Raw genomic sequence first — 24039 nt, 5'->3', positions numbered from 1 at the left:
AAACCTAATAAGGGTTTCGCTCACTTCCAGCGCGGGTTGTCTATCAGCTTAACCTCACCGTTCTCCTCGACGACGAGCTTGGCGAAGCCCTTCTCCTTTATCGAGCCGTAGTCGTGGCCCGCATCCGCTGGATAGATTGCGAGGAATACGAACGGCTCGTCTCCTGTGTTCACCGTCCTGTGCGCCCAGTAGGGTGGAACGTAGACGACCGTTCCCGGCTCCATTGGAACCCACTCGACTTCTCCTTCCGGCGTCTGGAGGAGCATTCCGCCCTTCCCCTTGAGGGCGTAGTAGATTTCGGCCCTGTCGGCTTTCGCATGGAAGTGGCCCTTGGTGAAGAAGAACTCCTTACCAACCTTGCCAGGGTAGAGGATTGTCGTCGCGAAGTTGAGGTCGCCGTCCTTCTCCTCCTGCTCAACCGCGTAGACTTCGTAGACAACGGGGTCCTCCTTGAGGAGCTCCTCGTAGGCCTTCTCGTCGTAGAAGTAGCCCCTCATGTCGCTGAGCCTTCTAACGAGCTTCTTGGCCCCGGGGATAACTCCGTTCTCATCAATCCTGGCGCCGAAGGGTCTCTTGTACTCCATAAGCACCACCGAAGAAACTCCGCTTTAACTTATTTAACCTTTCCCCAAGGTATCACCTGAGGTGGTGGTTCACTCCTTGGCGCGGACTTCAATCTTCTTGCCGATTACGAGCTCGGCAGCTTTGACGGCCGCACCACCGCTCCCGACCGCGATTCTAACCTTATCAGCGGGAACGTAGACGATAATCTTATCGTCGGTCTCCTCAATGTCGAGTATTTCCACGTTCAGCATCTTCTCAAGCCTGTCCCTCATGGCCAATCCCCGAAAATTTTCCTCACTTCTCCATATAAAAGTAACGTCCGTTCAGAATCCTCTCGATGCCGGGCTTGTGTCCGAGGCCGACGACGGCTATAACCCTGGGCCTCTTAATCCCTCGCGCGAGGAGTGAATCCACTATCGCCATCAAGTTCCTCGCCATCACCTCGTTGCGCTCCTCGACGAGGACGCGGTAGAGGTAAGGGTAGCGACGCCTGAACTCGACCATCATCGTCCTGTACTCCTCCATCGGGTCGCCCACCTCGGCCTTTCCTAGGGGCAGGAAAACGCTCAGGCCCTCGAGCGCCATTAGGAGCTTCTCCCTGAAGGGCGCCGAGGCAATCTTGGCGAGGATTACGCTGATGTCCTCGTCAATCAGGTATAGCGGGATTCCCAACAGCTTTGCAGATTCTATCGCGGCCTTCATCTCCTCACCAGGCGACATTCCGAAGGTCTCACCGAGCTTTTCTTCGACCTTGGCCAAAGCGTAGTTTATCAAACCAGCCCTGCCCATTCTGAGTGAATCTTCAAGCGTTAGCTCGACGTTCCGCTCCATCCCCAAGAAGCGCGCCCTGTCGAGCTCTATCGCGACGGCGTGCGGCCTCTCCCCCAGTATCGTTCTGATGACCTCTTCCCTGCTCCTCGGCGAGACGTGCATCGTGCCTATGAGCTTGACGTAGCGGAGGTAGTTCATCTTCCTCCCCCCAGAAGGTTCCGGAATCGCCACTCGCCGGATTTGTACGTTAAAACGTCGAAGTCCCTCGGAACGACGAAGTTCACGCCGAATTCCCGGCATATCCGCGATGCCTCGCTCAGGTATTCGTCGTAGGTGTAGCGGAAGGCCCTGTGGAAGAGGGCGAGTAGCTTTACCTTCGCCCTCCTCGCGGTCTCGCAGGCCTCCTTAACTGTGGAGTGGTAGCTATCTCCCCGGTCTTCATCGCTGAGGTAAGTGGCGTCGTGAATCAGCAAATCGGCCCTCTCGGAGAAGAGCCTCACCCTCTCGGCAGGCTCGGTGTCGCCGGTGTAGACTATCTTAACTCCCCGCCTCCTCGGTCCCGTGACGTCTTCGAGGCGGATTATCCTGCCGTTCCACTCAATTTGGCCTTCCCTCTCAAGCTTTCCGAGCATCGGCCCGGGCTTGAGGCCGTATTCCCTAAGCTTCTCGGGCAGGAACTTTCCTCGCTTGTCCTTCTCCTTGAAGACGTATCCCAGAGCCGGAATCCCGTGCTCGACCTTGAAGCTCCAGATTTCGTAGTCCCCGAACTTAAGCCTCGTCTCGCCGAGCTCGTGGACGTGTATATCAAAAACCGGCCTGAAGAAACCGCTGTTAATGAAGTTCTGCACGAACTCGAAGGTGTACTTCGGCCCGTAGATGTGGAGGGGTTTTTCCCGATTCCAGAGGTTCATCGTCTGAATCAACCCGCCGAGCCCGAGGTAGTGGTCGCCGTGGAAGTGGGTGATGAAAATCTTCTCGACCTTCATCGGGCTGAGCTTCGCGGTGTTCATCTGCCTTATCGTGCCCTCGCCGACGTCGAAGAGTATAACCTCACCCTTGTAGCGGAGCGCCACCGCTGGAACGTTCCTCTCGCGCGTCGGCATTATCCCGCCGGTGCCGAGAAAAATCACCTGGAGCATGTCCATAGCTCTCGCGGAGGGGTTAAAAAGGTAGCCAAAGAATTAAATACATCGGCGCGTTAGAAAACCGGGGTGAAAGCATGGAGGAGATTATGAAGGCCATCGAGGAGAAGAACTGCGAAAAGCTCAGGAGGATTCTCTACTACAAGGTGGACGACCTGAGCGACGAGGAGCTTAAGGAGGTCCTCGAGAAGGCCGAAAAACTTGCGAAGGAGTGCAAGGACTGGGAGCTCTACAAGCTCGTGCTCTACTACTACCACGAGATACTCAACGAGGACAAGATTTCGGAGTTCGAGAAGCTCGCGAAGGAGAGCGACGACTTCGAGCTGAAGTTCCACTTGGCTGACCTCTACTACCTCATCGGGGAGCTTGAGAAGAGCCTTGAGCTGTTCAGGGCGCTCCTTGAAGAGGAGGTCGCCAAGGGCAACATCGAGCACGCCGCGAGGATATACTACAGCATGGCCATGATTCACGAGGAGCTCCAGGAGTACGAGAAGGCCCTCGAGCTAATCGAGAAGGCTGAGGAGCTCTACAAGGAGCTCGGCGACGAGAGGGAACTCCTCAGGATTGAGATTCACAGGGGTTACATAACCTTCGAGGCCGGCGACACCTACAGGGGCAAGGCCATAATAGCCGGTGTCCTGCCGAAGGTCCTCAACGACAACGAGCTTCTCGTCGAGGCCCACCTCAGCTTCGAGGAAATCTTCGAGGAGGAAGAGAACTACGATGCGGCCCTACAGGAGTGCCTCTACGCCCTCATAAGGGCGAGGGGAACGGACTACGAGGACATAGCCTTCGGCTCGCTGATGGACGTCCTCTGGCAACTCTTCCTCGACGACGACTTCGAGACGGTTTACCTCAACATAGACATGTTCATCAACGCCTTCCCGGACATGAAGGACTTCTTTGAGGCTGTGAAAGCTCTCGCACTCTTCAAGGACGGCAAGATTGACGAGGAAGAGGCCAAGAAGGCCATCGAGAAGGTCAAGGACCCGAGGTTGCTCGAGATGCTCGAGTTCCTTGGAGAGGCGGAGCTTTAGAGGGGAACCACCACGGGGACCCCTCTTACCTCCCCTATCTCCACCTTAACGCCGTAGACTTCCTCAAAGAGTCCCTCGCTCAGGACTTCGAGGTCACCATCGGCTATTTTTCTCCCGTCCTTCATGAAGACGAACCTCTTCGCAAAGCGCAGAGCTAAGTTCACGTCGTGCATGACAGTAATGACGGTCTTTCCCTCCTTCGCCAGCTCCCTCGCGAGCCTCATCACCTCAAGCTGGCTCTTGAGGTCGAGGTTGTTGGTCGGCTCGTCCATCAGCAGGATTTCGGGTTCCTGAGCCAGAGCCCTCGCTATGCTGACCTTCTGCAGTTCGCCGCCGCTTATCTCGTTCGTCCTCTTGAGGGCCAACTCCTCAATGCCGAGCCTCTTCAGGGCTTCCTCGACGACTTTCAAATCCCTTTCCGAAGGGGTTAACCCCATGTAGGGCCTCCTGCCGAGGAGAACGGTGTCGAAGACCGTCAAAAACCCCGGCTCGACCCTCTGCGGGACGTAGGCGAGAACCTTCGAGAGCTCCCTCGGCGGGTAGTCGTTAATCGGTCTGCCCTTGACGAAGACACCGTCGCACTTCAGGATTCCGGCGAGACATCTGAGAAAGGTGCTCTTTCCGGCCCCGTTCGGGCCGAGTATTGCCACGAACTCACCCTCGCCGACTTCCAAGCTTATTCCCCTCAGGACCTCCCGCTCGCCGTAGGAGAAGCTTATGCCTTTCGCCTCAATCATCGCCGGCCCTCCATCTTCACGAGGAGGTATATGAACGTCGGCGCGCCGAGGAACGAGGTTATGACGCCAACGGGGAGGTTCATGGGCGAAACGATTAGCCTCGCGACTGTGTCGGCCGAGACGAGGAGCAGCGCCCCCGCTAACGCCGAGAGGGGAATCAGCGAGCGGTAATCACCGCCAGCGATGAGGCGCATCGAGTGGGGCGCGATGAGTCCGATGAAGCCGATTACCCCCACGAAGGCCACCGTTATGGACGTAACGAACGCCGCCAGGAGGGTCCCTATCAGTCTTTCCCTCTCGATGTTGACCCCAACGCTCTTGGCTATCTCGTCTCCAAGGGTTGAGGCGTTCAAATCCCACCGCTTGACGAGGAAGTATGCGAAAACGAAGGCGAACGCGAGCGCCATTATTGCGTTCTCACGCCACGTTGCCCTCGCGAGGTTTCCGAAGCTCCAGTAGACCATCGCCGAGAGCTGAAGCTCGTTTGCGAAGTACTGAACGAGGGTAGTTAGAGCAACGTAGAGGGAGCTCATCGCGACTCCTGCCAAAACTATCGCCTCTGGACTCAGACCGCGGAGCCTAGCCAGAGCGAGAATGACGAGGGTGGCGCTTATCGCCCCGAGGAACGCGAAGAGAACCACCGCGTAGGGGTTGTTGAGGAAGACCTGCCCCGAGTTGAGGGAATAACCCGCGCCGAGGATTATGGCCAGGGAAGCGCCAAACATGGCGCCGTTCGAGACGCCCATAGTGAAGGGAGTTGCGAGGGGATTTCTCAGGTAGCCCTGCAGAACCGCTCCGGCGATGCCCATCGAAGCCCCGACGAGGATTCCGGCGACGATTCTCGGGAGCCTTATGCCGAGGATTACGAGGCGGTCGTCCTTGGTTCCACCGCCGAAGAGAACCGCGAGGACTTCTCTAACCGGAACGTGATAGGGTCCGCTTGAGAGGGAGAACAGAGAGACAGCTAACAGGGAAAGGAAAAGGGCGAGGCCTATGAGGAGCTTTCGCCTCAGGTACGCCTTGTAGTCCATAGGGCATCACGGGTTCGTTGGAAGGCCGTAGGTGACGTTTCCGCTGGCGAGGTCTATCTTTCCGAACCCGCCGAATTCCTTGGCGAGCTCGCCGTAAACCGGCTTCCCGACGAGGAACGTGAATATTTCGTCCGCCTTCTTAACTGGGTCGATGTTCTTGAACCGCTCTGGATAGAGGACCTTTCCGATATAGTAGGCGTCGGCTATGGCGATTCCGATGTTGGTGTTGTAGAAGTTGTAGGGCAGGACTCCGTAGACGTGGCCCTCCTTCACGGCCTTGAGCGAGTTGTAGAAGTCGGGGTTGCTCCTGTAGTCGTCGAGGATTATCTTCAAACCACCCTCGTCGATGAAGATGTAGTCCGGGTTCTCCTTGAGGAGCCACTCCTTGTCCACCTGCACCCAGCCGTAGTTGGTGCTCGTAAGGTTGGCCGCTATGTTGTCGAGGCCCAGAACCGTGAAGGGCGCGTAGTCGGTGAAGGTGCTCGTTATCCCGTGGGCGCCCTTGAAGCCTATTCCGCCGACGTAAACCCTCGGACTCTTCAGGCCCTTCGTGAGGTTTTCAAGGTAGCTCTGCTGTTCCTCGATGAACTTTATGACCTCCTCGGCCCTCTTCTCCTTTCCGAGGATTTTTCCGGCCAGGAGGAGCGACTTGAAGAAGACCGGGTCTGTGAAGTTCTTCAGCGTTCCGTAGCTGAGGACCACGACGGGGATTCCCGTCTTCTGCTGAACCTCATCGGCGGTCTGCCTGCTCACGAAAACCATGAAGATGACCTGCGGATGGACCTTAATCAGGGCCTCCATGTCAGGGAGCTTTCCGGGACCACCCGGGCCGATGACCGGCAGTTTGAGAAGCTCGGGGTGGGCCAGGATGTAGGGCCTCCCGTAGGGGAAGCGCTTCTCGAACTCCTCGATTCCGACGACGTCTTTGGTAGCGTTGAGATAAACGAGTATCCTCAAAGCTCCCGGTCCAACGGCAACGACCCGTGTTACGTTTGCCGGAACCTTTACCGTCCTCCCGAGCATGTCGGTGACGGTGATGTAGCCCTGGCTCGCGGTTGAGCTCGTTACCGTTGGGGAGGAGCTGACTGGCTTGGTTGAGCTCGACGTCGAGGTTCCTATACAGCCGGCCATTGAGACGGCCAGAACGACGAGAAAGACCGCCAGAACCTTCCTCCAGTCAAACCCCATCTCCATTCACCTCCACGATGCCCCTGCCTATAACGGCGTAGTATTTCTCGCCGGCGCATTTCAGGCAGAAGGATTTTCCGTCGCGGTAAACAATCCGGCTCGCCATTGCAAGCTCGTTGCACCTTGAACAGCGAACGCTATCGAAAATCGGGGCGGGCTCTATGGGTCTAACCTTCACGCGCTCTATTTTAAACTCACCCCTTGGAAGGTGCAGCATCCTGTGGGCGATCTCCTCCCAGAGCTCCCAGAGGCGCTTTCTCTCCTCCTCTGTCCCCTTTCGCTCCTTCACGACCCTGTTGAAGAGCTCGGTGGCCTCTTCAGGGTAGTACTTCCGTAGCCTCTCACCGTCGGCATAGACCCTCACACCGCTCCAGTCCGAGCGCTTAACGAGTGTGAGCGCCGTTTTACCGAGGTCGAGGTATATCAACGAGTTGTTGCCGAGGGTGCAGCCGGTCGTCACCTGAACGCCGTCGGCAAAGCAGCTGTTGCTCTCCACTATTGCAAGGATCCTTTCATCAACGCTTCCCTCGTAGTCAAGCCGCCCAACGCCGAGCTCCTCCATCGCTATAATCGAGGCCCTGATTCCGAGCGCGAGGTAGGGGCAGACGTGTCCGTGGAACTCCCTGGCGTAGCGCAGGATTCCCTCGTAATCCCTGGCCTCAACAAGCCTGTTGAGGGTCAGCATCGTATCACCAAATCCAAAAATGGTAACACGCTTTTAACGGTTTTGGTTCATTGATGTTATCAACCTCCCATTTTAAACCGACAGGTTTTTACGTGAAAACACGTTCATGATTCTGGTGGTTGGGATGAGGATAGCGATTCCCGTCGAGGAGCCCTCATTCGAGGGTGAAATCTGCGAGCATTTCGGGCGGGCGAGGTACTTTGCCGTATTCTCCGTAAAGGAGGGTATGCTCAACGGAGCCGAACTGATAGAACTGCCGGAAGAGCACGAAGCGGGGGAGCTCCCAAGACTTCTAAAGGAGAAAAACGTCGATGTCGTTCTTGCCAACAGGGTCGGCAGAAAGGCCCTCGCACACTTCCAGAGCCTTGGAATTAGCGTTGTCACCGGACTCGAAGGCAGGGCGGTAGAGGTCGTGAAGGCGTTTCTCGAGGGGAAGGATTGAAAAACTTTTTAAATGAACTTTTTTTCATTTCTTTGGTGGTCGTATGGGAGTTAAGGACTTCGCCCCAAGCTGGTTCGCGAGCGTGATGGGAACTGGAGCGCTGGCTTTAGTCAGCAAAGCCTACTCATCAAGGCTTTCGGCGTTAAACGGTTTCGCGGAGTTCCTCGTCTACCTCAACACGCTCCTCTTTCTCGTCCTCCTGATTCCGTGGACTCTGAGGTGGGTAAAGTACCGCGAGGAGGCCCTGAAGGACCTCTACCACCCGGTCCTCGGCAACTTCTACGGCACGATAGGCGTCGCGGCTCTCGTTCTCTCAGCGGACTGGCTTTTCATCTTCGGAAATGAAAGGCTCGCCTGGGCCTTCTGGCTCTTCGGCGTTCCTTTCGTCCTGCTCTTCGCCTTCCTGATTCCCTACATCGTCTTCACAGGAGATAGAATAGACACCAAGAACATAACGCCGGCCTGGTTCATTCCACCTGTCGGACTCATAGTAATCCCCATCAGCGGGGCGAAGCTCATGGCGCTCTCCTCGGGAACCGTGAAGGAGCTGATGGCCTTCATCAACTACTTCGCCTGGGGCGCGGGCTTCTTCCTTTACTTGGCCCTCTTCGCGATAGTCCTCTACCGCTTCATAAAGCACGAGCCGATGCCCTGTGGAATCGCCCCGTCAATCTGGATTAACCTCGGACCGATAGGAGCCGGGACGAGCACGCTCTACGCCCTCGTGAAGGCCAGCGACTTCCTAAAGGTGAAGGAGCCGTTCCTGGCGTTCGGATTAATCTTCTGGGGCTTTGGCGTCTGGTGGTTCGTCATGGCGGTAATACTAACGCTCCACTACATCAGGAAGCTCAACCTGCCCTACAGCCTCGCGTGGTGGGCCTTCATCTTCCCCTTCGGCGCCTACGTCAGCGCGACCTTCAAGGTCGGGACGACCTTCGGGATAAACGCGATAACCGACTTCGGCTTCGCCCTCTACTGGCTCCTGCTGGCGATGTGGCTGGTTACCGGAGCCTTAACGCTCAGGAACTTCGTCTTCAGAAGCCCAGCGCGACGAGGAGCGTCTTGAGGGCTATAACGTACATTATGACCCCTATCACCTTTTTTACCTGAGCCGAGCTCATCTTGAAGTGCATCAGGTGAGTTCCGAGCCAGCCACCGAGTATTGCTGGAAGGGAGACCCAGAGTAGCAACTCCCAGTCAAGGGTTCCGAGCTTCCAGTAGGTCAGAAAACCGCTCAGCGAGGAGAAGAACACTATTAAAGCGGTAGTGCTGGCGACTTTCTTCGGCTCGTAGCCGAGGAGGATTAGGGCCGGGCTGATTATCCCGCCTCCGCCGACGCCGAGGAGACCGCCGAGGAAGCCAGCAATTCCACCGATGAGCGAGCTTTCAACGATGTGGTTACCCTTCCTTTCCCTCCCCTTCGGCCTGAAGAAGAGCATCATCGTCCCCGAGTAGAGGAGGAAAGCCACGAAGACAGCTAAAACGACGCGGTGCGGTATGAACCTCCCGGAGTAGGCCCCGAGGGGCGAAGCTAAAGTCGCGGTGACGAGAATCGGCAGGCCGAAGCGGACGTCAAGCTTTTTCGCCCGCAGGTTCTTGACGGTCGCTGAAAGCATCGAGAGGACGTTTATGAACAGCCCCGTCGGCTTGGCGCTCATCAGGGGTACTCCCAGCCATCCCATAACCGGAACTATGGCTATGGCCGAACCGACGCCACCTATCGAAAAGACGACGCTCAGGATGAAGGCTATGAGCGCTAACTCCGGGTAGTTCGTTTTAGGTCACCCGAAGAAAATGAGAAGAGCCTCATTTAAAAGGTTTTTCATCAGTCAGGTAATGCTTCCTGAGTTCATCCGCTTCAATCTCCATAAGCCGAAGAAGGGAGTACTCAAGAAGTCTGAGCTCGGCAAGGACTGCCTTAAGACGATGTTTCGTACCCTCTGGGGGGTCAGAGGACAGTAAACCTTTAACCGCCTCCTCAAGAGGGAGAACTTCTTTCTCAAGCAGGTTCTTAGGTTGCTCAAGGAACTTTTCAAAAAATGCCGGGATGGCTGTAAAGTACTTTATTCTACCCCGCCTCCTAACTTCAACCAGATAATCACGAACGAGGCGATTGAGAGCAGTAGAAACTGCAGAACGACTAAACCCAGTTCTCTCAACGAGTTGAGAAATCGTAAGGGGCTCTTCACTTAGGAGAAGCATCGCATACAGCTTGCCCTCAACGTGGGAGTAACCCCAACGAATCATTATTTTCTCAATAAGTCTGACGAAAGTCTTTTCGTCACCCATCGTGTTCCACCCAGATTTGTACTACGGTTTACTTGCTTATAAAACCTCCTTTGACTCATGAAAGCAAAACCCATTAAAGGCTAACGTTTATGTCAGAAATTCCTGATATTTCCGAAAACTTTAAACACCCATTGGAGATATTATTCACCGGAGGTGGGAAAATGAAGGCTCCGAAAACGATAAAGGAGCCGTTTCCAAACGCAATGAATCCATCCGCAGACGTCAAAGAGGAGGTCGAATCCAGCGAAGGCGGGGGAAATCAAGTAACCACGGCACTGAAGGCATTCAAACTCATCCTCGGAAACCCGATAGCGAGGGCGCTGATAAAGCCGACTCTGAAGAAGTATGAAATCAACGGACGCGAGCTCCCTGCTTTGTACTGGGCGCTAAGCATCTACGCGGGCGAGAGCATAAACGCGCCGATGATGGTCCGCTTCCAGGCGGACACGATAAAGCTCCTGCTCAAGCTCGGCATAAAGCTCGCCCACGGCGACGAGGAGGCCGTCAAGGAGGCCCTGCTGAGGGACCCCCACATAAGGCGCGGAATCTGGGTCGTCCTCGAGGGCATAGCGAAGTACGGCGTCACCGTCCCCCAGCGCCTTGCTGGGCCGTTCCTTATAGTCTGGAACTTCACCAACATGTGCAACTTCCGCTGCCAGCACTGCTACCAGAGGGCAGACAAACCGCTCGCGAGCGAGCTATCCCTCAAGGAGAAGCTGATGCTCGTTGACCAGCTCGACAAGGCCGGCGTCGCGGCGGTTGCGATAAGCGGCGGCGAGCCGACGATACACCCGCACTTCCTCAGAATCGTCAGGGAGCTGTCGAGCAGGGGAATTCACACGTCGGTGGCAACCAACGGCTGGATGTTCGCCAAGAAGGAGGAGCTTGAAAAGGCGATCAAGGCAGGAATAAAGTACGTCGAGGTCAGTGTGGACTCGGCGAAGCCGGAGAAGCACGACAGGTTCCGCGGAATCCCGGGGGCGTGGGAGCACGCGGTGAAGGCCTTGGAGAACGCGGTTGAGCTGGGGCTCAGCCACGGAATGGCCACGATAATGGACAAGGAGACTTACCAGGAGATAGACGACATACTCGACCTCGCCGAGAGCATAGGCGTGAGGCGCGTCATCTTCTTTAACCTCGTGCCCACGGGAAGGGCGGAGGACATGGTCAAGGTGGACCTCTCTCCCGAGGAGCGCGAGGAGTTCATGAAAGAGGTTTACAAGCAGATGAAGAAGAGGAAGCTCGAGATACTGACGACCGCGCCGCAGTACGCGCGCGTTACCCTGCTCATGAGCCAGGGAAAGAGCGTCACGCCGGCGCACTTCTACATAGGCGAGGACAACTCCGTGAAGACGCTCGCCGAGTTCATAGGCGGCTGCGGTGCCGGCAGGATCTACGCGGGAATCGAGCCCGACGGAACAGTGATACCCTGCGTCTTCCTCCCGCTCCCCGTTGGAAACGTCAGGCACAGACCGTTCAAGGAGATATGGGAGAACAGCAGGATATTCAACCTCCTCCGCGACAGGGATAGCTGGGAGAGCCAGTGCGGCCGGTGCCCCTACAAGTACATCTGCGGGGGCTGCCGCGCGAGGGCCTACCACTACACGCTGGATCTAGCCGGCGACGACCCCGGGTGCGTTATCAACAGACGCCTCTGGGAGGAGATAGTTAAGCACGGAAAGCCGAAGGCCCTCACCGAGCTCAACTGGGTGGACGAGACGGTCGTTCTCCGCGGACCGAGCCTCTACGTTCCAGGCTACTACCGGGCCGTTGAGGTGGCGATTGAGAAGGGTCTCGCGGAGGTCTACGGAAGCCAAGAGGTTCACGCATAAAGCTTTAACCGGAAGGGCGAAGTTTAACGCATGAGACAAGAGACCAGAGCTGTGTTACTCCTCACCTTCCTCTCACCTTTCCTGGCCGAGGTCCTCGGTGGCTCAACGCACCCTATCCAGCTTGTAGTCCAACCGCTCTCCTTTCCCCTCCTCTGGCTCTTCTACGGCTCCGGCGTTTTGTTGATTCGCGAGGCGTGGATACGGCTCGGCCGGGGAAAGGTCGGCCTCATGCTCCTCGGCGCCCTCTACGGCGTCGTTGAGGAAGGGCTCGTAATCCGCTCGTGGTTCGACCCGAACTGGCCCGACCTCGGAGTTCTTAAGGACTACGGCAGGGTCTTCGGCGTGAACACGAGCTGGGCCGTTCTCCTGACGGCTTACCACGCCACGATGAGCATGGCCCTCCCGATTCTGATAGTGGAGCTTCTCTACCCCGAACTGCGTGGAAGGCCCCTCATCGGGAAACGCGGGGCCCTTCTGGCCACAATCGCCTTCTGCACCTCCGCCTTTGCCTTCGCGCACCTCACCGGCTACGTCCCTTCCCCGGGTCAGTACTCGGTTGCCCTTCTATCTGCCCTCGCGCTCTTCCTCCTCGCCAAGAAGTTCGGGAGCAGGGACGTTCCCCTCACGCCGTCGCGTCCATTCACGGCCGGCTTCATCTCGGGGGCGACGATTTTCACGGCCCTCGCCTTTCTCCCCAGGGTTCTCCCACCGCTCGCCACCGATGCAGTTGGAACGCTCGCCCTCGTCCTCTTCTTCGCCTCCCTCAACGGTGACGAGAGAAAGGCTGTGCTCGGCTTTCTGGCGTTCTGGTTGATAGTCTACGACGTCCTGCTCGAACTCACCGGCGTGCTCGGGGAGGCCATCCTCGGCCCGCTGAGCTACGCGCTCCTCTTCAGGCGTCTGGGCACAGCAGACCGGGCTCGCACCGGTCAACCTCAAGCTGAACCGTAACGTGGGTTATCCCAAATCTCCTAAGCCTCTCCTCGGCCTCGTCTATAATCCTCTGCGCCTCGCTCAGGGGCATGTCCTCAACAGATAGGTGACACTCGAAGTGAATCCCACTCTCACCGACCCACCAGGCGTGGAAGTGGTGGGCGTTCTTAACGCCGGGAATCGATTCCAGCTCGGCCTTTATCGCCTCAAGGTCGAGCTCCGGCGATGCCTCCATCAGGACGTCAACGCTCTCCCTCAGCACCTCGTAGGCCTCGCGGAGAATGTAGAGCGCTATCAAAACTGTAACGAGCGGGTCAACCCACTCGACGCCGTAGAACCGAATCAACAAACCACCAATCACGACGGCCACCGACGAGAGGGTGTCGCTCAGAAGGTGAAGGTAGGCGGAGCGGACGTTAAGGCCGTGGGCGTGCTCGTGGAGGAGGAAAACCGAGAGGAGGTTCGCGATTAGGCCGAGGACCGCCACGGGGAGCATTACCGTCGTGTCAATCGGCCGGGGGTTTCTGAAGCGCCTGTAGGCCTCGACGACGAGGAAGAGCGAAACGCCGATTAAGACGGCGGAGTTGATAAAGGCCACGAGGATTTCGGCCCTCTTGTAGCCGAAGGTGTACTTCTCGTTGGGCCTTCGCTCGGCGATTTTTAGGGCGAAGTAGCTCGCGAGCAGGCTCATGCTGTCGCTGAAGTTGTGAAGCGAATCGCTCAGGAGCGCCAGACTGCCCGAGATGAGACCGCCGATTACCTCTGCGATGGTTATCGTGAGGTTCAGGGCGATTGAGATTGCTAGATTCCTTTTAAGCCCGTGCCCGTGCTCGTGTCCCATCCCACCACCGTGGAGAGTTCCATCGAACCGTTAATAAATTTGTCTGCACACCACCGGTTTCAAACCCAACCATTTTTAAGGTGGCACGCCAATTTCCGTCGGTGATACCATGCACGAGTGGGCGCTGGCGGATGCCATAGTCAGGACAGTTCTGAACTACGCCCAGAGGGAGGGGGCGAAGAGAGTAAAGGCAGTCAAAGTCGTTCTCGGCGAACTCCAGGACGTTGCAGAGGACATAGTGAAGTTCGCGATGGAGCAGATGTTCGCGGGAACGATTGCCGAGGGGGCCGAGATAATCTTCGAGGAGGAAGAGGCGGTCTTCAAGTGCCGCAACTGCGGGCACACCTGGAAGCTCAAGGAAGTCAAGGACCAGTTCGACGAGCGCATAAAGGAGGACATCCACTTCATTCCTGATGTCGTCCACGCGTTTCTTGCCTGTCCGAAGTGCGGGAGCCACGACTTTGAGGTCGTCCAGGGAAGGGGCGTTTACGTCGCCGGGATAATGATTGAGAAGGAGGGAGAGGCATGATTGACCCGCGCGAGATAGCCATAAGCGCGAGGCTTGAGAATGTCAAGAGGATAATCCCCGTCGTCAGCGGGAAGGGGGGAGTAGGAAAATCGCTCATCTCGACGACCCTCGCTTTAGCTCTGGCCGAGAAGGGTTATAAGGTCGGCCTGCTTGACCTTGACTTCCACGGAGCCAGCGACCACGTGATTCTCGGCTTCGAACCGAAGGAGTTCCCGGAGGAGGACAAAGGCGTTGTCCCGCCGACTGTCCACGGGATAAAGTTCATGAGCATCGCCTACTACACCGAGAACAGACCCACACCTCTCCGCGGGAAGGAGATAAGCGACGCCCTCATCGAGCTCCTCACGATAACCCGCTGGGACGAGCTTGACTACCTCGTCATCGACATGCCACCTGGACTCGGCGACCAGCTGTTGGATGTCCTCCGCTTCCTCAAGAGGGGTGAGTTCCTCGTCGTTGCAACCCCGTCGAAGCTCGCCCTCAACGTCGTCGAGAAGCTCATACAGTTGCTCCTCGAGGAGAAGCACAAGGTCCTCGGCGTCGTCGAGAACATGGTTCTCCGTTCGGAGGGGCTTGACGAGAGCGACGTCAGGAAGCTCGCCGAGCGCTACAACGTCCCGTACCTCATCGGCATACCCTTCTATCCTGACCTCGACGCAAAGATTGGAAACGTCGAGGAGCTCATGAAGACGGAGTTCGCTGAAAAAATCAGGGAGCTTGCGGAGAAGCTGTGAGCTTTCTTTTTCTATTCGTTTCAGGGGGCGAAATCCCTAAATATTCCTCCGGAGACTGTACTTCAGGTGAGAGCATGGAAGGTGTCACCCCTGCCACGCTTCGCGAGTTCCTCGGCCCGAAACCGGAGAGGGAGCTTCTTCTGCTCGCGGCCATAGAACTGTACCGCGAGGGGAGGCTGAGCCTCGGAAAGGCCGCGGAATTTGCGGGCCTGAGTCTGAGGGAATTCCTTTACGAACTGAGAAAGAGGGACGTGCCAATAAACTACACGAAGGATGAGGCAGAGGCGGATATAGAGACCATAGAGGGTCTGGAATTGTCGTCTTCTGCCTGTATCTCTTGACCACCATAGATAAAGGAGTGCCACTTATAATCCTGACTGGAATTCATCGTGTGAATAAAGAACGTTTTTAGAGGCTCCGAGCCGAAACCCCTAAATATCTTCACGCCCTACTTCTTCGGGTGGTGTGTCGTTGCAGGCCAACGTCAACCTCGACGCTCTTCTTGAGAAGATGAAAGCTGAGCTGGAGCGGGTAAAAGAAGCTCCACAAATTGACTTTACTAAAATTAACAACTGCCTAAATATTGCCAAAAAAGCTGCTGAGGAGAGAGAGACGCGAGAAACTAGAGCATGATGTGGAATTTCATCAAAAGGATGTTGAAAGATTTAAAAGATGGACACTAATAACGACACCTCTTGGGGCGTTAGGTGCTTACCTATTCATCAAATCTATAAACAATCTCAGCGTTTTAATAGTGGCAGTAGCTCTTTCATCATTTTGGTTTACATTCCCCTTCCTTTGGTATGACGCACATCGTAGCTATTCTCAAGCTAAGGCTAAGTTATTGAAAGCACAGAAGCGAGAAAAAGAGCTTCTTGAAGATGTGCAACAAGCCTGTAGTGGAGACGTTTCAAAAATGTTAGCACAGTTTAAAAAATCTTGGAAACAGGCTTATATTGATGTTCTACGGCCAACTATTAGCAAAGCAATTTTGGCATTAGCTGAGGGAGATTTTGAGAACGCTGCTTCAAATCTCAAACTCGCTACGAAAGAGTTGGAAGGCATGAACATCTTCGCTTCAAAATTAACAAGAGATCTTTTAGGGTGGAAATCCCAAGAAGTTCTAAAAGATGTTATTGGCCAAGAAGTAGTGCCTAAGCCATTACATGATATTGCCATAATGTTGAAGGCATTAAAATTCGCCGCCCGCGCCTGCGACGCACTCTACCTCGGCGACGTGGAGAAAATGCGTGAGCTACTCAACGAAGCCCGCAAAATGCTCGACGAGCGCGATAAGTTTGTCGTCGGCGACGTTAAGTTCTTCAAATACCTCTTTGAGTTCCACTACTTCCTTCTCAAGGCCGTCGTTGAAGCCTACGAGGCCGAAACCGGAGCGGTCGCCAAAGCCACTCAAGAGCAAGCGGAGCGCTTCGCAGAGGCGAAGCCGATTGAAGTGCCTCAAACCGTCGAGAAGGTTACCGTCTCGGCGGAAGAGCCCGAAAAGGAACTCTACCGCGGTGAAGTCCGCTTCAAGATGGGGGCGATGAGTCAGGAGCGCGTCGGAAACCTCGTGATAACGAACAAGAGGCTCAAGCTCACGGGCAAGTACAGGCTGAGGGGCTACGTTGCAACGGTCGCCATAAAGGCCGCTTTAAGGGCCGCAGGAATCGGTGAAGTTTACGAGGACATTCCGCTGAGCGAGATAAAGTTCCTTCAGCTCAAAAAGGCCCTTCTCGGCGGTTATTACCTTGAGTTCAAGGCAAGGGGCAAGAAGTTCACGCTCTACACCGACGCCGCCCCGCACATCTACAACCTTCTGAGACAGCACGGGGCAGAGGCCATCTGACTTTTCTTTCTCCCGGTTCCCAATCGCAACCTTAAAATACGCCCGTGTCAAAACGACCCCTGTGGGACCATGAGCGAGGTCATTAATTCTGAAGTTTACACCGTTGAAAGACTCCTTGAAGACCGGGAGAAGAGGGTTTTAATCTCCGAGATAGTTTTAAAGCTCGCCAGTTCTCTCGGCGTTACCGTTGAGGAACTCCTCAAGTATCTCGAATGGAAAGAGAACCTTGAGAGACTTGAGAAAGCTGAAAAGGAAAAGGCCGTTGAAGGCCTTGAGGTTGAGGAGCCGACGGAAGACGCCCCAGAGAGCCTCAGCGAACTCCTCATCGAGGTCAAGGAGGACATCAGAAAATGGCTGGAAATCGAGAGAAAGCTAAAGGCCATGGGCTTGGAGTTGTGATTGAGACATCGGCCCTGATATCGTTTCTCCTCAGCAAAAACCCGAAAAGGAACGCCGTTGCATTCATTTTAGAGCTAATCCGCCGGGGAATCCTCATAAACTACGCTTCTTCCGAAACCGTAGCGGAGATTAGGTACAAGCTCGCGCACCCGAAGATAACGGCACTGTACTCAAAGGTTCCCAAAAGCTCCAAAGTTCCTCTCCAGAACCCCACGAGGGTTTTAAGGTTTATTGAAGAGCACAGCCAGTTCGTCACGCCAAAAAAGCAGGTCAAACTGTGCAGAGATGAAAGCGATGACAAGTGGATTGAGGTCGCAGTTGAGGGCGATGCGTTCGCCATAGTTACCTACGACCGAGACCTTCTCGATATGAGAAACGAAAGCATGAAAATTGAAGTTGAAAACACGAAAATTTACGTCGTAACGGGCCTTGAGCTTATCGAGCTGTTGAGAAAAAAGAAGCTCGTTGGGGAGGGTAGTCAATGAACCTCGAAGAACTCTTCCAGAACGCGAAAAGGGTCGTGGTCTGCGGAATTGGAAACGACATCAGGGGGGACGACGCCTTCGGCGTGCTTGTGGCGGAGAGGCTGAAGGAGTTGCTGGACAACCCCAACGTCCTCGTGCTGAACTGTGGCGAGGTTCCTGAGAACTACACTGGGAAGATAGCGAACTTTAAGCCCGACCTCGTCGTCCTCGTCGATGCCGTTGATTTCGGCGGTGAGGTCGGCGAGTACATCATAGCCGACCCAGAGGGGACTCTCGGCGAGGCCATCTCTACGCACGGACTTCCGCTGAAGTTCGTCACCCAGTTCATGAAGACGATGGTTAACGCTGAGTTCGTGCTCATAGGCTGTCAGCCAGGCTCGACGGGCCTCTTTCAGGAGCCGAGCGAGCTGATAAGGAAGCGCGCCGAGAGATTGGCGGAGCTGTTAGCGGGGATTCTCCACAAGAAGTAGCCCCAGCGGGACCCACGATACCACATCAACTCCAAGCCCCAAAGTTTATAAGCCATAAAACGTACTCACAAGTATGATACTCACGAGTAAGTTCATTGATCGCGAAAGCGAGCTCGAGTTCCTGAGGTCGAGGTACGCCTCGGGGAAGCCAGAACTGGTAATCCTCCACGGCCGGAGGAGGATAGGCAAGACGTACCTCCTTCAACGGTTCCTCTCGGAGGTCGGGGGAGTTTATCTCCTCGCGGAGGAGAGCGAGACCATCTTAGAGGATTTCTCGGAGAGATTGGCGGAGTACTTCAACGACCCGTTCCTGCGGGAGAATCCGCTCCAGAGCTGGAAAGCGTTTTTCACTTACCTCGCGGGAAAAAGCGGGGAGAGGCTCGTCGTGGTGATAGACGAGGTTCAGTACGTGGCCAAGGCCCACAGGGAATTCCTTAGCGTCCTTCAGAAGTACTGGGATTTGCACCTTTCGAAGACGAAGATAATGCTCGTTCTCTGTGGCTCGCTGGTTTCATTCATGGAGGGCATTCTCTCGGCAAAATCCCCGATATACGGGCGGAGAACCGGAGCGTGGAAGGTCGAGGAGATGAGCTTTTTTAAGGTCAGGAAGTTCCACCCGCTGAGCACGGAGGAGGCGGTCTACGTCTATTCCGTCTTCGGTGGGGTTCCCCAGTACTGGGCCGACTACAATCCCGAGCTTGACTTCTGGGACAACCTCAGATTTCTGCTCCTCTCGAAGGGCGCCAAGTACTACGACGAGCCGAAATACCTCCTCAAGGAGGAGCTCCGCGACGTCTCGCGCTACTTCTCAATCCTCAGGGCGATAGCGCTCGGCTACACCCGCTTCGGGGAGATAGCGGACAGGGCGAGGATAGAGAAGAACTCGCTTGGCAAGTACTTGCTCGTCCTCCAGGAGATGGGCTACGTTACCGAGGAACTGCCCGTAACCGGCGGAAAGCGGGGGCGCTACCGCATAGCGGACAACCTCTTCAACTTCTGGTTCCGCTTCGTCTATCCGCGGAGGAGCGAAATCGAAATGGGGATTGACGTTATTGACGACATTAAGCGGAACTTCAACGAGTACCTCGGCTTCGTTTTCGAGCAAATTGCGAGGGAGTTCCTAATCGAGCTGAACAGAAGAGGGGAGCTTCCGTTCCGCTTCACAAAAATCGGTAGATGGTGGCGCAAGGGTGAGGAGATTGATTTGGTCGCTTTGAACGAGCGGGAAAAGCGGGCGCTCTTCGTTGAGGTGAAGTGGAAGAAACTGAGCGAAAGGGAAGCGCGGGGAATTCTGAAGGACCTAGAGAGGAAAGCAAAGTTGGTGGGGCTTGAGGACTGGGAGAAGAGCTACGGGCTTGTTGCTAAGAGCGTTGAAGGGAAAGAGAAGCTGAGGGAAGAGGGCTTTTTGGTCTGGGATCTAAAGGACTTCGAGAGAATTTAAGGTAAACTAGTGATTTCCAATATCCAATATCTCAAATTCCGCCAATCCTCCCCAAGTCCTCCCTCGTGTTCACGTTGAAGAAGCTCTCGCGCCACTCCTCTGGAAGGGACTCTATCGGGAGGTAGCAGGGATTAGCTTCGCGGATTGCCCTGTTGAGGGCGTAGTTTCCGGTTTTTATCTTCTCCTCAAGGATTTCGCGGAAGGCCCTGGAATAAGTGGCGTGGAGGGGTTCGAGGTAGCCGTTCTCCCACCTCGGCACGCAGGCGATTTTTCCGCTATTCTCGAATTCTTCGATTATGTAATCAATGAACTCGGGGACGAGGAGGGGCATGTCGCCGGCAACGACGAAGGCATCACCGAGGCTTAAGGCCGTGTAAACGCCCCCCATCGGGCCTATAAGGAGCTCATCAACGACCACACGGTAACCGAGCCTCTCAAGCTTTTCCGCGTTGTTCTTCGAGGCAACTAAGATTATCTCGTCGATTCTTCTGGCGGTTTCAAGCCTCTCGATGGTGTAAAGAATCAAAGGCCTGCCGTTGATTTTGTAGAGTAGCTTGTCGCCCCCGAAGCGCCTGCCCCTCCCGCCGGCCAAGACTGCCCCAATCATTCCTCCCTCTCCTCGTCCAGCTGGATGTACTCAATGGTGCTGATGTACTTCACGTAATCCATCGCCTTCTTCGGGTTCAGCATGTCGTTCATGAGGTTCTGGAAGTAGTTATCCTTATCGTAGGCGACCTCGTAGTTAACCACGACGTCAAGGTAGCCGGAGTGGAAGTTCTCGGCTTCCTCGCGCGTGTAGAGCTCGAAGGAGACGTGGTAGCCGTACTTTTCCTCAATCGGGTCGCGGATGTTCTCCACGAAGTCGGCCATGCGGTTCATCTTCACCGGGTCGTAGGGTTTATCGATGATTACAACCACGTCTATCTCTGGGAAGCTCGGGTCGCGGAGGTGCCTTCCGTAGAAAACTATCGAGAGAAGGTTGTCGCCGTAGAAGTCTTTCACCCTTTGAATCAGCTCCTCCTTGGCCCTCTTCAGCATCTCTTCGTTCATCTCACCACCTCCTGAGAAAAGTTGTGGGAAAATAAAAGTTTAATCGAAGTTCGGCTGGTAGCGGTACTCGATGTGAAGCTTGCTCTCGGAGTCGAGCTTCTCGGAAGCCTCCAGCAGGACCTTTCTGTCATTCTCCGGCAACTCCTTAATCGGAAGCCTCAGCACGTCCCTGACCTCGATGTCGAAGGCCCTCGCGTTCTCGTCTATTCCGAGAGCGGACTTTATGAGCCTCACCGCCTCCTCGCTCAGCTCGCCCTCCTCCTCGATGATTAGCAGGTCGCCTGCATAGTGGCCGGTAATCCTCGCCGAGTACTCCGGGTAGTCCTCGTACTTGAAGCGGTAGAGCTTCCAGGGCACCTCAGACACCCGCCGTCACGGGGTACTTCTTCTTGAGGGCCTCGCCGAGGGAGTGGTACTCGTCGTACAGCTTCCAGAACTCGTTTTCGAGGAAGCGCATGGCGACCTTTATCCTGGAGTCCTTCTCCTTGAGGAAGTAGCCGGTGACGAGGTCGTGGAGCTTCTCCCTTGGGTCCTCGCTCTCGAAGGCCTTCTCGACGAGGGCCATGAAGTCCTCAAGAACGGCCTCCCTGTCGTAGTAACCTATGACACGCCTGAGCTCCTCGCGAAGGGTGAGCCAGTAGCGGAGCGGTATCGGCCTATCGGGGATTCTGAACTCGACCTCGTTCTCGGCCTTGGGCGTCTCCTTCGGCGGGAGCGCGACCCAGTACTCGCCCTTCATTCTCTTCTCCTTGAGACCGAGGAGCTGGGCGACGCCGTAGAGTATCTCCTCCGGGCTCGGCGGACAGCCGGGGATGTACATGTCTATCGGCACTATCATCTCAGGTCCACCGCTCCTGAGCCTGTCCCTTCCGCGCTGGGGGGAGGTGTTGTAGAGGGCGTAGCTGTTGTAGAAGATTCCACCGCTTGAGGCGCAGGTTCCTATAGCGACCACTATCCTCGGCTTGGGCGGCATGGCCTCATAGGCCTTCTTGAGCGCTATCCTCGTCTGCCTCGTGAGCGGACCGGTGATGAAGAGGACGTCCGCGTGCCTCGGGTTGGGGACCACCTTGATTCCCAGCCTCTCAACGTCGTAGTATGGACTCAGCACGTCCAGGACTTCGATATCGCATCCGTTACACGATCCGGCGTCAACGTGGTAGACCCACACTGACTTGAGACGAGCCATCACTCATCACCCCCCTTCTTCACGAGCATGAAGGCCGAGACTGGAATTCCCTCGGTCTCCCTGAGCTTCTCGACGGTCTTGCGCATCTTTGCCTCCTGGGTCAGGCCGAGTCTGTCTTCAAGGGCGTACATCTCGAAGATTTCCTTTGGCAGGATGTTCCTCACGTACTCAATCTGCCTCTCGGTGAAGTCAAGGTATTCGCCACACTCCTCGCAGTAGGCGAGCTTGTGCTCGACGACCTCGACCAAATCTTCCTTGTTGTCGGTCGCTATCTCGAAGCGGGTTGTTGGTTCCATCGCACCGGTCGGGCAGACTTCTACACAGCGGTGGCACCTTATACATCTCGCCGCGTTGAAGGTGAGCCTCTTAACGCCGTGCTCCTTGTCCCACTCGAGGATTAGCGCATCGGGCGGGCAGGCGTTGACACAGGCACCACAGCCTATGCACTTCTCGGGGTTGATGTGCGGGATTCCGCGGTACTCGGGTGGCTTCTCGATGTCAATAAAAGGATAGGGAGTGGTGACCGGGGCCTTCTTGCTGAACTTCTCGACCTCGAAGCGGTCCCACTTCTTGAGCTTCTCGGTGTAGGAGAGGCTCTCGGCCATCAGAACACCCCCCTGTACTTGATTGAGAGCTCGTTGAACTCGGCCTCGGTGAGAACCTTCACCTTACCGGTCTGGACGTCGACGAACTGAACTCTCTCGGTACAGGAGTAGCACGGGTCAATGCTCGCTATGATGAGCGGTGCATCGGCAACGTGGTAGCCCTTGAGCATCTCCGGAACGGCGGGCAGGTTGTTGTAGGTCGGGGCACGGACTTTCCAGCGGTAGACCTTGTTCTTCTCGCCGGTCATGACGTAGTGGACGACCTCACCGCGGTGGGCCTCGGTGAATCCAAGGGCTTCTTCGTACTCCGGCAGGTCGCCGATTGGAACCATTATGTCTCCTTCGGGCATCTGGTCTATGAGCTGTTCCACTATCCAGAGGCTCTCGAAGAGCTCGTCCATCCTGACGAGAACCCTGGCCAGAACATCGCCCTCCTTGTAGACAGGAACCTTGAAGTCAACCTCGTTGTAGGCCATCGCCGTTTTAGTCGCCTGGTCAAGCCTCGTGTCAATCTTCCTTCCGCTCGCGCGAGCGGTCGGTCCGAGGACGGAGTAGGCCTTGGCGACTTTGTAGGGCAGGATTCCGACTCCCTCGGCGCGCTTGATGAAAGTGTTGGTGTTCAGGGCGATGTCAAGGAACTTCTTGGTTTCCTCGCGTATCTGCTTGACGACCTTGAGTATCTCCTCCTTGCGGTAGTCGAGGATGTCTCTTCTAACTCCACCGACGATGTTCATTCCGTACTGCTTCCTGTTTCCGGTTAAGCGCTCGACGAGCCACATGACCGGCTCGCGAATGCGCCAAGCGTGCATAAAGCCTGTATCAAATCCCACCATATGGGCTGCTATACCAACCCATAGTAGGTGGTTGTGAATTCTCTCCAGTTCGAGCATCAGCGTTCTTATGTAGCGCGCCCTGTCAGGGATTTCGACGTCGGCCAGACGCTCAACGGCCATAGCGTAGCTTACCGAGTGCTGGTATCCGCAGATTCCACAGATTCTCTCGGCGAGGAAGAGAACCTGGTTGTAGGTAAGTCTGCCCTCACCGGTCTTCTCGATTCCCCTGTGGGAGTAGAAGCCGCGGTAGTCCACGTCGACTATCTCCTCACCCTTGACGAAGAGCCTGAAGTGGGCCGGCTCCTCTATACCCATGTGAACCGGACCCATCGGAACAAGTGAAGTCCCTTCAGGAGTTTCACGGTACTCAGTCTTGGGATCAGTTATCGGGGAATACTTGTAGTCCATGTCCTTTCTAAGCGGGTATACCCCATCGGGGAAGTCCTCAGGTAGAATGAGTCTTCTCGGATCTGGATGGCCAATCGGGTTAAGGCCAAGTAAATCCTTAACTTCTCTCTCTATCCAGAGTGCGGCTGGAAGCTTCTCGGCAACGCTCGGGAAGCTTGGGTCGTCGGCCGGGAGGTAGGTTCTGAGGAAGACCCAATAGTTTCTATCCATGTTCTTATGTTCAACCTGGACATTGATAAAAGGCATATAAACGAACTTACCGTTTAGTGGTCTCTCGTCGGTCCCAACGGCGGTTGACATGTGGGTCTCCTTGAACTCAGGGTGGTTGTGCCACCAGAGGACCGCCTCTGGAAGGACTTCCCTGTCGATGACAAACATGTACTGACCGTAGGTCATCCTCTTACATTCCTTGATGTGCTCTTTGAAGGCCTCGTAAAACTCCTTGAGGCCCTCCCTTTCCGAGAGGATTGTCTCAACGTCCGCCTTTGCACAGTGGCCGTTTTCACACGCCTTGCATTCAAATTCAAAGTGAGCCTCCAAATCCCTCGTCGTTACCATTTT

31 protein-coding genes are annotated in these 24039 nt (G+C 55.7%); 14 read left to right on the top strand and 17 right to left on the bottom strand.

Annotated features, from left to right (window positions below; genetic code table 11):
• Positions 1-20: 20 nt before the first annotated feature.
• The 4 genes from pgiA to CS910_RS05295 form a co-directional block, all read right to left on the bottom strand.
• Complete coding sequence (gene pgiA, locus CS910_RS05310) at positions 21-584, bottom strand: glucose-6-phosphate isomerase (RefSeq protein WP_099210067.1); 564 nt, start codon at positions 582-584, stop codon at positions 21-23.
• Positions 585-653: 69 nt separating this feature from the next.
• Positions 654-836, bottom strand: coding sequence for a KH domain-containing protein (locus tag CS910_RS05305; RefSeq protein ID WP_042688913.1), 183 nt, complete (start codon positions 834-836; stop codon positions 654-656).
• Positions 837-858: 22 nt separating this feature from the next.
• Positions 859-1533, bottom strand: coding sequence for a TraB domain-containing protein (locus CS910_RS05300; RefSeq protein ID WP_099210066.1), 675 nt, complete (start codon positions 1531-1533; stop codon positions 859-861).
• The gene (locus CS910_RS05295) at positions 1530-2474 is read right to left on the bottom strand and encodes a ribonuclease Z (protein ID WP_099212438.1); all 945 of its coding nucleotides are present in this window, start codon (positions 2472-2474) and stop codon (positions 1530-1532) included. Before CS910_RS05295 ends, CS910_RS05300 begins: the two co-directional genes overlap by 4 nt.
• An 80-nt stretch (positions 2475-2554) precedes the next feature.
• Here CS910_RS05295 and CS910_RS05290 point away from each other — a divergent pair, with 80 nt between their 5' ends.
• On the top strand, positions 2555-3514 hold the full coding sequence (locus tag CS910_RS05290; RefSeq protein WP_099210065.1) for a tetratricopeptide repeat protein: 960 nt from the start codon (positions 2555-2557) through the stop codon (positions 3512-3514).
• On the opposite strand, the gene CS910_RS05285 is transcribed toward CS910_RS05290, so the two are convergent.
• The 4 genes from CS910_RS05285 to CS910_RS05270 are packed head-to-tail and all read right to left on the bottom strand — an operon-like array spanning position 3511 to position 7155.
• Complete coding sequence (locus CS910_RS05285; protein ID WP_099210064.1) at positions 3511-4251, bottom strand: ABC transporter ATP-binding protein; 741 nt, start codon at positions 4249-4251, stop codon at positions 3511-3513. The two genes, CS910_RS05290 and CS910_RS05285, sit on opposite strands and share 4 nt — an antisense overlap.
• Entirely contained in the window at positions 4248-5282 is a 1035-nt protein-coding gene (locus CS910_RS05280; RefSeq protein WP_099210063.1) for a FecCD family ABC transporter permease, read from the bottom strand. Before CS910_RS05280 ends, CS910_RS05285 begins: the two co-directional genes overlap by 4 nt.
• Positions 5283-5288: 6 nt before the next feature.
• On the bottom strand, positions 5289-6470 hold the full coding sequence (locus tag CS910_RS05275) for an iron ABC transporter substrate-binding protein (RefSeq protein WP_099212436.1): 1182 nt from the start codon (positions 6468-6470) through the stop codon (positions 5289-5291).
• Positions 6460-7155 carry an FmdE family protein gene (locus tag CS910_RS05270; protein WP_099210062.1) on the bottom strand — a complete coding sequence of 232 codons (696 nt, stop codon included), beginning with the start codon at positions 7153-7155 and terminating at the stop codon, positions 6460-6462. Before CS910_RS05270 ends, CS910_RS05275 begins: the two co-directional genes overlap by 11 nt.
• A 124-nt stretch (positions 7156-7279) precedes the next feature.
• Here CS910_RS05270 and CS910_RS05265 point away from each other — a divergent pair, with 124 nt between their 5' ends.
• Both CS910_RS05265 and tdt read left to right on the top strand, forming a co-directional pair.
• Positions 7280-7597: a NifB/NifX family molybdenum-iron cluster-binding protein gene (locus CS910_RS05265; RefSeq protein ID WP_099210061.1), complete on the top strand. Its 318-nt coding sequence runs from the start codon at positions 7280-7282 to the stop codon at positions 7595-7597.
• 43 nt (positions 7598-7640) lie between these two features.
• Positions 7641-8663: a TDT family transporter gene (gene tdt, locus CS910_RS05260; RefSeq protein WP_099210060.1), complete on the top strand. Its 1023-nt coding sequence runs from the start codon at positions 7641-7643 to the stop codon at positions 8661-8663.
• On the opposite strand, the gene CS910_RS05255 is transcribed toward tdt, so the two are convergent.
• Together CS910_RS05255 and CS910_RS05250 are read right to left on the bottom strand one after the other, a co-directional pair.
• Entirely contained in the window at positions 8632-9348 is a 717-nt protein-coding gene (locus CS910_RS05255; RefSeq protein ID WP_099210059.1) for a sulfite exporter TauE/SafE family protein, read from the bottom strand. The genes tdt and CS910_RS05255 overlap by 32 nt on opposite strands.
• 55 nt (positions 9349-9403) lie before the next feature.
• The gene (locus CS910_RS05250; protein ID WP_099210058.1) at positions 9404-9886 is read right to left on the bottom strand and encodes a GbsR/MarR family transcriptional regulator; all 483 of its coding nucleotides are present in this window, start codon (positions 9884-9886) and stop codon (positions 9404-9406) included.
• 161 nt (positions 9887-10047) lie between these two features.
• On the opposite strand from CS910_RS05250, the gene CS910_RS05245 reads away from it, so the two are divergent.
• Together CS910_RS05245 and CS910_RS05240 are read left to right on the top strand one after the other, a co-directional pair.
• Positions 10048-11718, top strand: a complete 1671-nt coding sequence (locus CS910_RS05245) for a radical SAM/SPASM domain-containing protein (RefSeq protein WP_099210057.1) — start codon at positions 10048-10050, stop codon at positions 11716-11718.
• Between the two features lie 30 nt (positions 11719-11748).
• Positions 11749-12669, top strand: a complete 921-nt coding sequence (locus CS910_RS05240) for a hypothetical protein (RefSeq protein ID WP_145955365.1) — start codon at positions 11749-11751, stop codon at positions 12667-12669.
• Here the strand turns inward: CS910_RS05240 and CS910_RS05235 are convergent.
• Positions 12611-13492: a cation diffusion facilitator family transporter gene (locus CS910_RS05235; protein WP_099210055.1), complete on the bottom strand. Its 882-nt coding sequence runs from the start codon at positions 13490-13492 to the stop codon at positions 12611-12613. The genes CS910_RS05240 and CS910_RS05235 overlap by 59 nt on opposite strands.
• Positions 13493-13601: 109 nt before the next feature.
• Here CS910_RS05235 and hypA point away from each other — a divergent pair, with 109 nt between their 5' ends.
• The 9 genes from hypA (at position 13602) to CS910_RS05195 (ending at position 19396) form a co-directional block, all read left to right on the top strand.
• Positions 13602-14021, top strand: a complete 420-nt coding sequence (gene hypA / locus CS910_RS05230) for a hydrogenase nickel incorporation protein HypA (protein WP_099210054.1) — start codon at positions 13602-13604, stop codon at positions 14019-14021.
• Positions 14018-14755 (top strand): Mrp/NBP35 family ATP-binding protein, encoded by a 738-nt coding sequence (locus CS910_RS05225; protein ID WP_099210053.1) that lies wholly within the window; start codon positions 14018-14020, stop codon positions 14753-14755. Before hypA ends, CS910_RS05225 begins: the two co-directional genes overlap by 4 nt.
• Before the next feature lie 74 nt (positions 14756-14829).
• Entirely contained in the window at positions 14830-15096 is a 267-nt protein-coding gene (locus tag CS910_RS05220; RefSeq protein ID WP_099210052.1) for a UPF0175 family protein, read from the top strand.
• A gap of 130 nt (positions 15097-15226) precedes the next feature.
• On the top strand, positions 15227-15388 hold the full coding sequence (locus tag CS910_RS11880) for a hypothetical protein (RefSeq protein WP_158523807.1): 162 nt from the start codon (positions 15227-15229) through the stop codon (positions 15386-15388).
• 517 nt (positions 15389-15905) lie between these two features.
• Positions 15906-16601, top strand: coding sequence for a PH domain-containing protein (locus tag CS910_RS05215; RefSeq protein ID WP_145955364.1), 696 nt, complete (start codon positions 15906-15908; stop codon positions 16599-16601).
• A 69-nt stretch (positions 16602-16670) separates the two neighbouring features.
• Positions 16671-17000, top strand: a complete 330-nt coding sequence (locus CS910_RS05210) for a hypothetical protein (RefSeq protein ID WP_099210050.1) — start codon at positions 16671-16673, stop codon at positions 16998-17000.
• The gene (locus tag CS910_RS05205; protein ID WP_158523805.1) at positions 16997-17485 is read left to right on the top strand and encodes a putative toxin-antitoxin system toxin component, PIN family; all 489 of its coding nucleotides are present in this window, start codon (positions 16997-16999) and stop codon (positions 17483-17485) included. Before CS910_RS05210 ends, CS910_RS05205 begins: the two co-directional genes overlap by 4 nt.
• Positions 17482-17955: a hydrogenase 3 maturation endopeptidase HyCI gene (locus tag CS910_RS05200; RefSeq protein WP_099210048.1), complete on the top strand. Its 474-nt coding sequence runs from the start codon at positions 17482-17484 to the stop codon at positions 17953-17955. The genes CS910_RS05205 and CS910_RS05200 overlap by 4 nt, the downstream gene beginning before the upstream one ends.
• Before the next feature lie 73 nt (positions 17956-18028).
• Positions 18029-19396, top strand: a complete 1368-nt coding sequence (locus CS910_RS05195) for an ATP-binding protein (RefSeq protein ID WP_099210047.1) — start codon at positions 18029-18031, stop codon at positions 19394-19396.
• A 31-nt stretch (positions 19397-19427) separates the two neighbouring features.
• Here CS910_RS05195 and mobA read toward each other — a convergent pair whose 3' ends face one another.
• From mobA to CS910_RS05165, 6 genes are read right to left on the bottom strand one after another with little or no spacing between them, the layout of a single operon-like run.
• Positions 19428-20003: a molybdenum cofactor guanylyltransferase MobA gene (gene mobA / locus CS910_RS05190; RefSeq protein WP_099210046.1), complete on the bottom strand. Its 576-nt coding sequence runs from the start codon at positions 20001-20003 to the stop codon at positions 19428-19430.
• Entirely contained in the window at positions 20000-20446 is a 447-nt protein-coding gene (locus tag CS910_RS05185; RefSeq protein WP_099210045.1) for a nucleotidyltransferase, read from the bottom strand. The genes mobA and CS910_RS05185 overlap by 4 nt, the downstream gene beginning before the upstream one ends.
• Before the next feature lie 39 nt (positions 20447-20485).
• Positions 20486-20803 carry a hypothetical protein gene (locus CS910_RS05180; protein ID WP_223211932.1) on the bottom strand — a complete coding sequence of 106 codons (318 nt, stop codon included), beginning with the start codon at positions 20801-20803 and terminating at the stop codon, positions 20486-20488.
• Between the two features lies 1 nt (position 20804).
• Complete coding sequence (locus CS910_RS05175) at positions 20805-21632, bottom strand: NADH-quinone oxidoreductase subunit B family protein (RefSeq protein WP_173866226.1); 828 nt, start codon at positions 21630-21632, stop codon at positions 20805-20807.
• Positions 21632-22237, bottom strand: a complete 606-nt coding sequence (locus tag CS910_RS05170) for a 4Fe-4S dicluster domain-containing protein (RefSeq protein ID WP_099210042.1) — start codon at positions 22235-22237, stop codon at positions 21632-21634. Before CS910_RS05170 ends, CS910_RS05175 begins: the two co-directional genes overlap by 1 nt.
• Complete coding sequence (locus CS910_RS05165; RefSeq protein WP_099210041.1) at positions 22237-24036, bottom strand: hydrogenase large subunit; 1800 nt, start codon at positions 24034-24036, stop codon at positions 22237-22239. Before CS910_RS05165 ends, CS910_RS05170 begins: the two co-directional genes overlap by 1 nt.
• Positions 24037-24039: the final 3 nt, after the last annotated feature.

The sequence above is a fragment of the Thermococcus henrietii genome (genome assembly GCF_900198835.1).
In the GTDB taxonomy this organism is placed as follows: Archaea; Methanobacteriota_B; Thermococci; order Thermococcales; family Thermococcaceae; genus Thermococcus; species Thermococcus henrietii.
Note: the sequence above shows the minus strand (reverse complement) of the source record. Positions and strands in the feature narration are given on the sequence as shown.